11 protein-coding genes are annotated in these 12,486 nt (G+C 63.4%); 8 read left to right on the top strand and 3 right to left on the bottom strand.

Translation table 11 applies throughout. The features are described from left to right. Positions 1-6 precede the first annotated feature (6 nt). Positions 7-1,185, bottom strand: coding sequence for an NO-inducible flavohemoprotein (gene hmpA, locus GL286_RS11765; RefSeq protein WP_155095764.1), 1,179 nt, complete (start codon positions 1,183-1,185; stop codon positions 7-9). 124 nt (positions 1,186-1,309) lie between these two features. Between hmpA and GL286_RS11760 the strand changes: the two genes are divergently transcribed. Together GL286_RS11760 and GL286_RS11750 are read left to right on the top strand one after the other, a co-directional pair. Beyond that, positions 1,310-1,747, top strand: a complete 438-nt coding sequence (locus tag GL286_RS11760; RefSeq protein WP_155095763.1) for an RrF2 family transcriptional regulator — start codon at positions 1,310-1,312, stop codon at positions 1,745-1,747. A 338-nt stretch (positions 1,748-2,085) separates the two neighbouring features. After that, positions 2,086-3,732, top strand: coding sequence for a BCCT family transporter (locus GL286_RS11750; RefSeq protein WP_155095761.1), 1,647 nt, complete (start codon positions 2,086-2,088; stop codon positions 3,730-3,732). An 83-nt stretch (positions 3,733-3,815) separates the two neighbouring features. On the opposite strand, the gene GL286_RS11745 is transcribed toward GL286_RS11750, so the two are convergent. Further along, entirely contained in the window at positions 3,816-4,823 is a 1,008-nt protein-coding gene (locus GL286_RS11745) for an AraC family transcriptional regulator (RefSeq protein WP_246184928.1), read from the bottom strand. 33 nt (positions 4,824-4,856) lie between these two features. Between GL286_RS11745 and GL286_RS11740 the strand changes: the two genes are divergently transcribed. After that, on the top strand, positions 4,857-5,612 hold the full coding sequence (locus GL286_RS11740) for an SDR family NAD(P)-dependent oxidoreductase (protein ID WP_155095760.1): 756 nt from the start codon (positions 4,857-4,859) through the stop codon (positions 5,610-5,612). Between the two features lie 96 nt (positions 5,613-5,708). On the opposite strand, the gene GL286_RS11735 is transcribed toward GL286_RS11740, so the two are convergent. Continuing rightward, positions 5,709-5,906 carry a hypothetical protein gene (locus GL286_RS11735; protein ID WP_155095759.1) on the bottom strand — a complete coding sequence of 66 codons (198 nt, stop codon included), beginning with the start codon at positions 5,904-5,906 and terminating at the stop codon, positions 5,709-5,711. Positions 5,907-6,275: 369 nt separating this feature from the next. Between GL286_RS11735 and GL286_RS11730 the strand changes: the two genes are divergently transcribed. The 5 genes from GL286_RS11730 (at position 6,276) to GL286_RS11710 (ending at position 12,442) form a co-directional block, all read left to right on the top strand. Then, positions 6,276-6,815 carry a HugZ family pyridoxamine 5'-phosphate oxidase gene (locus tag GL286_RS11730; RefSeq protein WP_155095758.1) on the top strand — a complete coding sequence of 180 codons (540 nt, stop codon included), beginning with the start codon at positions 6,276-6,278 and terminating at the stop codon, positions 6,813-6,815. A gap of 152 nt (positions 6,816-6,967) precedes the next feature. Beyond that, positions 6,968-9,241, top strand: a complete 2,274-nt coding sequence (locus GL286_RS11725; protein ID WP_155095757.1) for a TonB-dependent hemoglobin/transferrin/lactoferrin family receptor — start codon at positions 6,968-6,970, stop codon at positions 9,239-9,241. Between the two features lie 47 nt (positions 9,242-9,288). Continuing rightward, positions 9,289-10,953, top strand: coding sequence for an ABC transporter ATP-binding protein/permease (locus GL286_RS11720; RefSeq protein WP_246184927.1), 1,665 nt, complete (start codon positions 9,289-9,291; stop codon positions 10,951-10,953). Beyond that, positions 10,950-11,648, top strand: coding sequence for a hypothetical protein (locus tag GL286_RS11715; protein WP_155095756.1), 699 nt, complete (start codon positions 10,950-10,952; stop codon positions 11,646-11,648). Before GL286_RS11720 ends, GL286_RS11715 begins: the two co-directional genes overlap by 4 nt. After that, positions 11,645-12,442 (top strand): ChaN family lipoprotein, encoded by a 798-nt coding sequence (locus GL286_RS11710; RefSeq protein ID WP_155095755.1) that lies wholly within the window; start codon positions 11,645-11,647, stop codon positions 12,440-12,442. The genes GL286_RS11715 and GL286_RS11710 overlap by 4 nt, the downstream gene beginning before the upstream one ends. The last annotated feature ends 44 nt before the right edge of the window (positions 12,443-12,486 follow it).

The raw sequence follows: 12,486 nt of genomic DNA, 5'->3' as shown, positions 1-12,486 counted from the left end.
TTCCCCTTAGCCGAGTTGCGCCGCAGCGGGGCCAAAATGCTCGTAATGGATGCGGTCATCGGGCACATTCGCCGCGCGCAGGCCGCGGATCATCGCATCCATGAAGCCGGTCGGGCCGCAGATGAAATAATCCGCGATCTTCGGATCGCTGATCCTGACCAGCCATTCCGGCGAGATCCGACCGGCATGGAAGATGCCCTCGGCTCCGACCTCGGGGGCCTCGTAGAAGACATGGCTTTCATCGGCCAGATCCAGATGGCGGTTGCGCATGGCGTGATGGCGCGCATCGCGGGTGGCGTGGACATGGATCATCCGCAGATCTCCGCCGCCGCAGCTTTCCAGCATCGAAATCATCGGCGTCATGCCGACCCCGCCCGACAGCAGCACGACCTCGCGCTTGCCGGTCGGGTCAAGGAAGAACTCGCCCGCCGGGGCCGCGACGTCGATCACGCTGCCGGGTTCGACCGCGTCATGCAGCCAGTTCGAGATCCGCCCGCCCGCCTCGCGCTTGACGGTGATGCGGTAGTCGCGCCCGTTCGGCGCAGACGAGATCGAGTAGTTGCGGCGGAATTCCTCGCCCTCGGCGGGGGTGAAACGGAAGCTCAGATATTGACCGGGGCGATGGGCCAGCACCGGACCGCCATCGACGGGCTCCAGCAGGAACGAGGTGATCTCGTGCGTCTCGGGCGTTTTCGAGGCGATGCGGAACTGACGCCAGCCGCGCCAGCCGCCATCGGCCTGCTCGGATGCCGAATAGATCTGTTCTTCGCGCCCGATCAGCGTGTCAGCGAGGAACCAATAGGCCTCGCCCCATGCGGCAAGGATCTCGGGCTTCGCGGCCTCGCCCAGAACTTCGCTGACCGCACCCAGCAGGGCGGTAGCGACATGGGGGTAATGCTCGGGCAGGATCTGCAGGCCGACATGCTTCTGCGCGATGCGTTCCAGCGCCCCGCCCAGCACGGCGGGATTGCGGATATGGGTCGCATAGGCCACCAGCGCCCCCGCCAGCGCCTTGTGCTGGGGCGATTGGCCATTCTGGTGCGACATGTTGAACAACGCGCGGATTTCGGGATCGGCCAGAAGGCGGCGATACATGCAGGGCACGATCTGGTCGACATGGGCGGCGACGACCGGCGCCGTGGCCTCGATAATCGACAGGGTTTCCTCGGAAAGCGGCTTGGGCATGATGTCCTCCTGACGCTGGCTCATGTTTCCGTCGAAATCGAGATAATGCCAGCTTCAAAAAGATTCCAATAAAAGGTATCTTAAATAGCTGCGACATTCCGTCTCAGCCCGAAAGGAGAGCCCGATGCGGTTGAACGACAGCACAGACATGGCATTGCGGGTGATGATCTATGCCACCACGCAAGGCGAGCGGCTGTTCACCATCGACCAGCTTGTCGCCATCTACGGCCTGCCGCGCAGCACGATGATGAAGGTGGTGAATGCCCTGACGCGGGGCGGGTTCCTTGCCGCGCAGCGCGGGCGCGCGGGGGGATTGCGGCTGGCGCGGCCAGCCGACCGGATCAGCGTCGGCGCGGTGGTCCGCCATCTCGAGACCGATTTCGGGCTGGTCGAGTGCTTTCGGACCGGCAACCAATGCATCATCACCAGCCAATGCCGCCTGATCGCGCCCCTGCAGCGCGCGATGGAGGCGTTCCTTGCGGTGCTGGACGGATGCTCGATTGCCGATATCGCCCTGACGCCCGCAGATTTCCCCGTGATCGGCAGGGAAAGCGTAGCCTGACGACAGAATACCCAAGCCAATCGGCTTCGGACGGTCCGGTTAAATCGTTAAAAAGCAAGCAAATACAACAAAATTCTGTCGCTTTGTTGTTTTCTGTGTCGTTTTTTGATAGTCACCGCTTCGATTTGCAAGTTCTTCACTTCATATCCGACCGCCTCGCCTGCGAGCCGGTCCGCTGGTTCCGGAGACCGCTCGCGGCAAGGAACCACCCCCTGCGAGACGGTCGCAGGCCCGTTTCGCGGAACCGGAATGCCACGGGCGGCGCCTTTTAGGCGACCGCTGCAACCATCAGAATCAAATCCCGTCAGCAACAACACGAGGTCCATCCGGACAGACATATGAGCGATATACCGGCACCATTCACTGATATCGATATCAACACATCCGAGCGAGGTTTCTACGAGGGCTATTCCCTGCCCATCACGCTCACCTCAAAAATTGCCGTCGCCCTTCTGACGGCATGGGCACTTCTGCGTCCCGGCAGCGCCGAGGCCATCCTTTCGCTGGTCAACGGCGAGGTTCTGGACAGTTTCAACCTGTTCTACGTCATCTCGGTCGGGCTTTTCGCATGGTTTCTTCTTTTCGTAGCACTGGTTCCCTCCTCGGGGCGCCGGAGGCTGGGGAAACCGGACGAAAAGCCCGAATTCTCCACGTTCTCGTGGTTCGCGATGATGTTCGGGGCGGGTCTGGGCGTCGGGCTGATGGTCTATGCCACCGCCGAGCCGCTGGGCCTGTGGAACAGCAATCCCGAGATCGTCCGCGGGAATGTCGCGCCGCATTCGGCCGAGGCGCTGCAATCGACCTTCCGCTACACCTTCCTGCATTACGGCATCCACGCATGGGGCATCTATGTCGTGACGGGGCTGTGTCTGGCCTATTACGCCTATACGCGTGACATGCCGCTGACGATCCGCAGCGCGCTGACCCCGATCCTTGGCCGCCATGTCAACGGCCCCATCGGTCACGCCGTGGACGTTCTGGGCGTCGTGGCGACCATCCTTGGCGTCGCGGTCACCATCGGCTTCGGCGTCAGCCAGCTGGTCGAGGGCGTCTATTCCGTCACCGGCATGGAGTGGCTGCTGCAACCGGGTGAAAACGGTGCCGCCCCCACCCCTTCGGCCGTCGGGCTGATCGCGGCGCTGGTCGTCGTCATGGGCCTGTCGATCATGTCGGCGGTCTCGGGTGTCGGGCGCGGCGTGAAGTACCTGTCGAACCTGAACCTGATCCTTTCGACGGCGCTGCTGCTGATCTTTGTCGTTTTCGGCTCGTTCGGCTTTGCCCTGACCAGCTATGGCAGCGCGCTGGTGGACTATGCCGAGCACTTTCCGGCCCTTTCCTTCGAGGCATGGTCAACCGATACCGAACTGGGCAAATGGCAATCGGGCTGGACGACGTTCTACTGGGCGTGGTGGATCGCGTTCTCGCCCTTCGTGGGGCTGTTTCTGGCCCGCATCTCGCGCGGGCGCACGGTCAGGGAATTCGTTCTGGGTGCGGTCATCATGCCGGCGCTGGTCTGCTTCGCATGGATGACCATTCTGGGCGGAACCTCGATTGATCTGGAAATGTCGGGCATCGCGCAGGGCAGCATCATCGACGCATCCCAGACCAACAAGCTGTTCGCTACGCTGCATTACATCATCAGCGACCGGCTTTACGGCATTGTCGCGGTGATGTGCGTGGTTCTGGTCCTGACCTTTCTGGTCACCTCGGCGGATTCGGGACTGCTGGTGATCAACACCATCATGGCCGGCGGAGAGGAAGAAACCAGCACCGTGCATCGCATCGTCTGGGGCGTGCTTCTGACGCTGGTCATCGCCGCGCTGATCCTTGCCGGAGGCGGCGGGCTGGCCGTGCTTCAGAACGCCATGATCATCGGCGCGCTGCCCTTTGCCTTTGTCATGGTGGCAATGTGCGTGTCGCTGGCCAAGGCGCTGTATCGCGACCATCTGCGCGACCAGCAGGCAACCGAGATGGCGACGACATGACGCCCGCCTGATTGCCCCGACGACAGCAATACCTTAACGAAAGCCCCGAGAAATTCGGGGCTTTCCCTTATTCCGGCGCGCGGTCACGCCCCGATCCTTGCCACGCGCATATCCCTACCGGGGGATTCGTCGAACAGGCGGCTGTATTCGCGCGTGAACTGGGACACGCTGGCATAGCCAACCGCATAGGCCGCCTTCGCGATCCCCGCGCCTTCCGCCAGCATCATGCGTCTGGCCTCGATCAGGCGAAGCTGTTTCTGGAATTGCAGCGGCGACAGGGTGGTGATCGTCCGGAAATGCCGGTGAAAGGCGGCCTCGCTCATGCCTGCGCGATCGGCCAACTCGTCCACGCGGATCGTCCGCGTATATTCCCTGCGCAAGATATCCACTGCCCGACCGATCCGCTCGGAATGGCTGTCCGGCGCGCGCAAGGACCGGATCTCGGGCCCGTGTACCCCCATGAGCAGCCAGTAATGCAACTCCCGCAACAACCCGTCACCGACCGCCTTCAGGGCCAAAGGCTGGTCAAGCAGGCGCACCAATCGCAGCGCCGCATCCGCGACATCGCCGCCGACCGGCTCGACCCGAACGGTGCGGAGCGCGCCCTGATGCTGCGGCGCCAGATCCGACAATTCACGCAGGATCGCAGGGTCGAATTCCAGCACGAGCGAGTAATAGGGCGCGGCAAGGCTTGCCCGCGTGATCTGGCTGACCGTCGGGATATCGGCCGAAACCACCATCGCCTCGCCCGCGCAATATTCGAAGCTGCCGTCATGGGTCGCGACCCGCTTTCGTCCTTGCAGCAGCATGGCGATCAACGGCCTGTGTATGGCCACCTGCAACCCGCCCGGAGTGAAGGCGCGCACGATCGACAGGCCGGGAACCGGCGTGGGTATCGGCCCTTCCGCGCCACCGTGACGCTCGGCCCAGCGGCGGCAGTGATCCAGAAGCGCGGCGAAGCTGCGATGGTTTTGGGCATGATCCATGCCGTGAATATGGCGCTTTTCACGATGCTGCGGAAGTACCGGGCGGGAATAGGCAAGAACTGGCGGGGAACGGGCAACCTGTCGGCGCGGGGCTGCGCTAGACATCGGTCCTGCAATAAAACCCGAAAGGACCTCCCGATGAGCAAGATCGCCCTGATCACCGGAGCCAATCGCGGCCTAGGCCGCAACACCGCCATTTCCATCGCCCGCGCCGGAGCGGATGTCATCGTCGCCTATCGCGGGAACGAAGCGCAGGCCGCCGAGGTCGTTGCCGAAATCCGCGCGATGGGTCGCCGCGCCATGGCGCTGCGGTTGGACATGGCCGACAATGCCAGCTTTCCGGCCTTCGCCGACAACCTTCGCGACCAGCTTCGTCAGGTCTGGGGGCGCGATAGTTTCGACCATCTGGTGAACAATGCCGGCCACGGAGAGTTCACGCCGTTCGAAAACACCACCGAAGCCCAGTTCGACGGGCTGTTTCAGGTGCATGTGAAGGGTGTGTTCTTTCTGGTTCAGGCCCTGCTGCCCCTGATCGCCGATGGCGGGCGCATCGTGAATTTCTCGTCCGGCCTGACGCGCATGTCCCTGCCCGGATATGCGGCCTATGCCTCGGCCAAGGCGGCGATCGAGATGCTGACGGTCTACCTGGCCCGAGAGCTTGGTCCGCGCGGCATTCTGGTCAACACCGTCGCGCCCGGAGCCATCGAGACCGATTTCGGCGGCGGACGGGTGCGCGACAATGCCGAGATCAATGCGCAATTGGCGGCAAGAACGGCGCTGGGTCGGGTCGGCCTGCCCGATGACATCGGCCCGATGGTCGCAAGCCTTCTGCGCGACGACAACCGCTGGGTCACGGCGCAGCGCATCGAGGCCTCGGGCGGCCAGAATATCTGATCCGCTGACGTCGGGTGGCCGGCGCTTGTCCCGAAACGCAAGAGGCAGCCGGATGGCTGCCAATCGTGGGGTTTCGGAACCCGTGCGGTGATCCGGTTACTCGGCCGCGAAAACGGTCGCGAACTTGCCGCACCAGTCGTTCGATTTGACGACCGGCCAGAAGCCACGGGTATCGGCGTCCTTCTGGTTCACCGGCGGATTGACGCGGCAAAGACCGGCATCGGACAGCGTATGGGCCGAATTCGCGACGTGATCTTCGTAAAAGGCGCAGGCGTTGCAGGCTGCATGGGACATGACGTTCTCCTGTTCGGGCTTCGGTTTACAGGAGACGGCTGGCTGGCAAATCGCTGGCTGGCCGTCTTGAGGAACAGATAGCCGCGCGGGGAAGGAACGTCAATATAAAATCTTTATATTTCAAATAGTTGAGTGAAACAATCGGACGTGCTCCGGCTAGTTTTTTACTCGGATTTGACCTTCGGGGCGGGGACGGGCGCAGGCCGGAGCCCCGTCCGGCAGGAAAATCAAGGGGATGCTATTCACTTTGCGCCCCGTCTGGGCGAAAGGTGCGCAGGGGTCCATACTCATGCCAGCCATCCGTCGCGGATCGCCAGCCCAAGACAAGCCGCCCCGCCTTGCCTTTGTCCTGAAAGAGCGAACAGACAGATGACCAAGAAACTCGACCCCATCCGCCCCACCGATGACGAGGCCCGCGCGCTTGCCCGCCGCTTGCTGGCCGAGATGCGCCATGCCGTTCTGGGCACGCTCGATCCCGAGACCGGCACGCCGTTGGTCACCCGCATCGCCGTCCAGATTGACGGGACCGGAACGCCTGTCGCCCTGCTGTCGGGTCTGGCCGCGCATACCCGCGCGTTGATCGCGGACCCGCGCGCCGGACTGCTGGTCTCGGATGACAGTGTGGCCAAGGGCGATGTCATGGCCCATGCCCGCCTGTCGGTTCTGGCGCAGGCCGAACAGATCGAGGCCACCCCCGAAATGCGCGATGCGTGGGTAGGGCAGGACCCCAAATCCAAGGTCTATATCGGCCTGCCGGATTTCCGGTTCTGGCGTCTCGTGCCGCAATCTGGCCTGCTGAACGGCGGTTTCGGCCGCGCCTTCAAGCTTTCACCCGATGACATGCTGAAATCGAAGGACGCGCGACAGCAACAGCTGTCGCCATCCGGACTTGCCCCACAGCAAATGTGACAAAGCGTTGTTGTAAATTTCCCAATGATTCATTTTGTTGCCGTTTATTGCCGTGTTAATCTTGACAAAATAAGTGCGGTAACTGATTGAGACTGCGATTTATCGCCGCGCCCGCCTTTGCCAGCTAGCGGCAGCTCGCAAAGGCTCACAAAATGAAACGATCCAGACTTCCGGATGCTCTCCGGACAACGACCGCGCTTGCCCTGATGACGATCTGCGCGCCCGCTATGGCGCAGCAGATCGAGACCCAGACGCCTGAGCCGGAAACCATGTCGTTGGCGCCCGTCACGCTGCTGGCCGACCGTCAGGGCACCAGCACACGCGAAGTGCCGGCCTCGGTGACGGTCATCGATGGCGAGGAAATCCGCGCCCGTGGGTTGGACGACATGCAGGAACTGGTCCGCTATACCCCCGGTGTGACGGTGCAGCGCCAGACGACCGCGACGGACCCCTTCAACACCTTTGGTGGTTTCACCATTCGCGGCGTCGGCGGCAACCGCGTGCAGATGCTGATCGACGGCTCGCGCGTGCCCGAACGCATCACCGACGGAACGCGCGACTATCTGGACTTTGCCTTTACCAAGCAGGTCGAGATCGCCAAGGGGCCGTCCTCGGTCCTGTGGGGCGCGGATGCCTTGGGCGGCGTGGTCGCCGTCGAGACCATCGACCCCGAGGATCTGCTGCAAGGCCGTGACAGCGGCGGCATGGCGCGGATGGCTTACGATTCACTTAATGACGGTAGCTCGATTTCGGGCGCTTTCGCGCAGAGATTCGGGAATGACTGGTCGATCATGGCCGGTCTGTCGCGATCCGCCGCGCATGAGGCCGAACTGTCGAACGCCCGCAACGATGGCGGCATCTATGGCTGCCCGCGCAATGTCGAATATGGCGCGACCCCCTGCGGAGAGTTGAACCCGACCGATACCGACGCGACCCATGCCATTGCCAAGGCGGTCTGGAAGCCCAGCGACGAACACCGTCTGGAACTGTCCTTCGACTGGCTCGATCGCAAAACCGAAGTCCAATACGACAATACCCTCGGTCCGGTCTATTCGACGATGACCGGATTGCCGACGGGCGAGGTCAACCACAATTACGACCGCGATCTGGACATGACCCGCAAGCGCTTCGGGCTGGAATATGTCTGGACCCCCGAGAACCGGCTGGTCGACGAGGTCCGCACCACGCTGGCCTATACCCCCAGCGGCTATGACCGCTCGGGCAAGAAATGGAGCACATCCTCGGCTGGCGACCAGATGATCACCCGCGATTATCTGGGCTATGACGAGGATTTCGTCGAACTCGACATTCAGGCCACCTCGCGCTTCGAAACCGGATCGGCCAAGCATACCGTGACCTGGGGCTTTGACGGCGATCACACCAAGACGGATTATTCGCGTCTTGATGTCGCCAGCAACCTGACCACCGGCGACGTGACGGAAACGCCTGCGGGCGGCTTCAACTTCGCCAATGCCGATACGCGCCGCGCCGATATCTATGTGCAGGACCAGATCTCGCTGCTGGGCGGGGCGCTGGAAATCACGCCGGGTCTTCGTTATGCGACCTACAAGATCGACCCGCGCCCGAATGGCGACTATCAGGTCATCGATGGTGCCGAACCCCGCATCCGCGAGGACGAGAAGCTGCTGAAAAGCCTTGGCGCGCTATATCGTTTTGGCGACGGCTGGCAGGTCTGGGGCCATTACGGCGAAGGCTTCAAGATGCCGACGGCGCAGCAGCTTTACACCTCGGTTCCGGGGGCCTTCTTCGACATGACGCCCGCGCCCGACCTGAAACCCGAGGAAGTCAAAAGCATCGAATTCGGCCTGCGTCGCGAAACGGCGCGCGGCTATTTCGGCCTGACCGCCTTCAATGCCGATTACGACAACTTCATCCAGAGCTTCTACAACCCGCCGGGAACCAGCGACTATACCTATCGCAACCTGTCCGAGATGCGGGTCTGGGGGCTGGAGTTCGAAGCCGCCTACGAGATCAGCGACACGCTGCGCCTGACTGGCGCGGCCTCGTGGCAGAAGGGCGACCAACGCGTCGATCCCGATGCCGAGGAGACGCCCACCACGCTGCCGCCGCTTAGCGGGAATGTCGCGCTGAGCTGGGATACCCCGCAAGACGGCCTGACCGTCGATGTCGTCGGCGTCTTTGCCTCGTCGGTGAAATATGTCGAATCCGAGGATAACTTCAAACCGGCGGGCTACGGGCTGATCGACACCTATGCCCGCTGGCAGGTGGCCGAAAACGCGGTGCTGAACATGGGCGTCAGGAACCTGTTCGACAAACGCTATTTCGAGGCCTCGGCGGCGACCTATTCCAGCGCCGCCTCGACCTCGGTTGCGGCGTCGAACCCGATCGAGTTGCAGACCGGAGCGGGCCGCGCCTTCACCGCCTCGCTTGACTTCACCTTCTGACGCAAGTGGCGGGGAAACTGCAGGAAACGCTGGGACGGGCTGGCAGGTTGGCAAGGATTGCCACCTCTGGCCCGGACCGGTGGTCGGGACTGGCGCTGTTCGCGCTGGTCCTGATGCTTGGTTTTGGCGGCGTCTGGCTTTCGGTGCGGATGATTGCATGGAACAAGGCCTTCTACGACGCGCTGGAAAACTTGGATGCCGCCGCCGCGCTGCGCCAGATCGGGGTGTTCTTTGCCATCGTCGCGGCCATGGCGGCATCGTGGCTGGCGGCGGACTGGCTGCGTAAACTGCTTCTGATCCGCTGGCGTGCCCGGCTGACCCATGTCGCGCTGGAGCAATGGGTCGGCAACCGCGCCTTTTGGTCGCTGCGTCCGGGCTATAGCGATCAGCCGATCGAGAATCCCGACCAGCGCATCGCCGAGGACTGCCGCAAATATGTCGAGCAGTTTCTGGAATTCACCATCGACCTGATCACCAGCGTCGTGGCGCTGTTTTCCTATGTCGCCGTGCTGTGGACGGCAGCATCGTTCGCGCTGAACCTGACGGTCTGGGGCAACGAGATCTCGGTCCCGCGCTATATGGTGTGGCTGGCTCCGCTTTACGTCGCGGCTTCTACCCTGATCACGCATCTTCTGGGCCGCCCGCTGAAGCGGCGCTATTTCCAGCAGGAAAAGGTCGAGGCCGATTTCCGCCACGCCCTGATGCGCCTGCGCGACAATGCCGACCAGATCGCCCAATCCGAAGGCGAGGCCGCCGAGCGTCGCCGCCTTGCCGAGCGTTTCGGCGCCGTCGCCCGCAACTGGCGCGGCGTGATGCGGGCGGAACTGGTCCTTGGCCTGTTCACGCGACCCTATCAGCAGACCGTGCTGCGGATTCCGACCTTCTTCGCGCTGCCCGCCTATTTCGCGGGGGCGGTGACGCTGGGCGGGCTGATGCAACTGGCCAGCGCGTTCTCGAATGTGACCACGACGCTCAGCTGGTTCGTCTTCGAATATTCCAAGCTCGCCCAATTCGTCGCGGTCTGTGAGCGGCTGGACCGGATGATGCAGCAGACCGCGATCGCAAGGCCCGAGCCGCAGGGCATCACGCGCGATGTCTCGCCCGATGGCGTGCTGCGGGTCCGCGGCCTGCATCTGGCGACTCCCGACGGGAAAACGCTGCAACCGATGCCCGACGTGAACCTGCCGCGCGGAGCGACGCTGCTGATCGACGGAGCCTCGGGCCGTGGCAAGACGACGATGCTATGCGCCATCACCGGCCTGTGGCGCTGGGGTCGCGGCCATATCCAGCGCCCCGCCGGTCGCTTCCTGCTGCTACCCGCGGGGGCTCCGGTCATGGATGACGACCTGCTGGCTGCGATCAGCTATCCCCATCCCGCCGAAACGCTGGGCCTGCCGCGCGTCCATGCCGTTCTGCACCGCGTCTGCCTGTCGCATCGGCTGGTCGGGGAAAACGGTGTCAGCGGCCTGTCGATGGGCGAGCGTCAGCGCGTGGGACTGGCCCGCGCGGTGCTGAACCGCCCCGACTGGCTGATCCTTGACGAGGCGACAGCGGCGCTTGACCCCGCCTCCGAGGCCGATCTGCTGCAATGGCTGCGTCAGGAACTGCCGGAAACCAGCATCATCATCACTGCCCACCGCAAGCCGTCGGGTCTGGTCGCCGACCAGATCCTGCGGCTGGACGACGACATAAACCAGAAGGATTCCGCATGAACGAGAATATCGAACCCCTGCGCGTCAGGCTGCTTATCACCCCGACAGAAATCCTGAAGCTTTTGCCCGGAATGGGAAAAGTCATGGTCATCGGCCAGCAGGGCGGCGTCACGCATGAACGCATCGGTCCGGTCGGAACGGTCGGCCAATCGGGACGGGACATGCATCTGGGTGGGGCCTGCCACGATGCCGTGATCGCGGTCGATGCCGTGGCCGAGGTCATTCTGGATACAAGCTCGGTCATGCGCGACAAGGTTTATCCGCGATTGGAGTTCCGGCTTGCGGATGGCGAGACGGGCTTTGCCATCGTCGGCATGGACGGGCTAGAGCCGTTCGCGGCCCCCTTGGTCGATCTCGACCGCGAAACGCTGCCCCCGCGCGAGAAACCGGAAGTGGGCGAGCGTACGGAACTCGACCCCGCCGATCCGCTGCATCCGCCCCTGCAACAGGCGGTGGACCGGCAGGACATGGTCCGCATCCGGTTCGACAATGGCGTGCTGCGGCAGGACTGGACCGGCCGGATCGAGGCGCTGAAACCCGCGATGGGCTACCTGAACGTGATGACCGCCGATTTCCACCTGCATCTGCAGGGCGGGGCGTTTTCGGGTTGGGATGCCCGCGCGGGCCATCAGGCCGCGCTTGACGCTGACGGCGCGGCGACCACGCTGACCTTGGAAACCATGGTGACGGCATGACCGGCGGGTTCTGGGTCGATCATCGGGGCGAGCGGCAGGATCATCCTGCCGTCATCGCCCGCGCGGCCCGCAGCCAGGTCGTGCTGCTGGGCGAGCGTCACGACCGCGCCGATCACCACCGCTGGCAATTGCATGTCGCAGTCGCCCTTGCCGGTCATCGCCCCGTCACGCTGGGCTTCGAGATGTTTCCCGCACGGGTCGATCCGGTGCTTGCCGACTGGGTCGCGGGTAAGCTGTCCGAAGACGCCTTCCTTGAAACGGTCGGCTGGAGCGAGGTCTGGGGCTTTCCCGCCGAGCTTTACCTGCCGCTTTTCCGCTTCTGCCGCGAGATGGGCATCCCGATGGTCGGGCTGAACGTGCGCCGCGAACTGGTCCGCAACACCCGCCTGTCGGGCTGGGACAATGTAGCGGATGACCTGAAAGAGGGGCTGACCCGACCGCGCCCCTCGCCTGACGCCTATCGAAACTTCATCTTTGACCTGACCCGCGGTGCAAGATCCGACGCGGCCCCACAATCCGCGCATGATCCCGCCTTCGACGGCTTCCTTGCCGCGCAAGAGGTCTGGGACCGCGCCTTCGCCACAAGGCTGGCCAGAATCGTGCAGGCCGATCCGGCGCGGCTGGGGATCGGAATCATCGGCATGGGCCATCTGCAATTCGGCGGCGGGGTTTCGTGGCAGTTGAAAGACCTCGGCATCGCGGACAGTTTCGTCATGGTGCCACGGGATGTCGGGGACGCCGTCGATCCGGCAGCCGCCACCGCGACTTGGCTGACGGCTTCACGATTGGACTAGCGCCGCCAATTCCCGTTGCAATCCGCGCTGCTTTCTTGTTTATG

This window comes from Paracoccus aestuariivivens, from assembly GCF_009711225.1.
Taxonomy (GTDB): domain Bacteria; phylum Pseudomonadota; class Alphaproteobacteria; order Rhodobacterales; family Rhodobacteraceae; genus Paracoccus; species Paracoccus aestuariivivens.
Note: the sequence above shows the minus strand (reverse complement) of the source record. Positions and strands in the feature narration are given on the sequence as shown.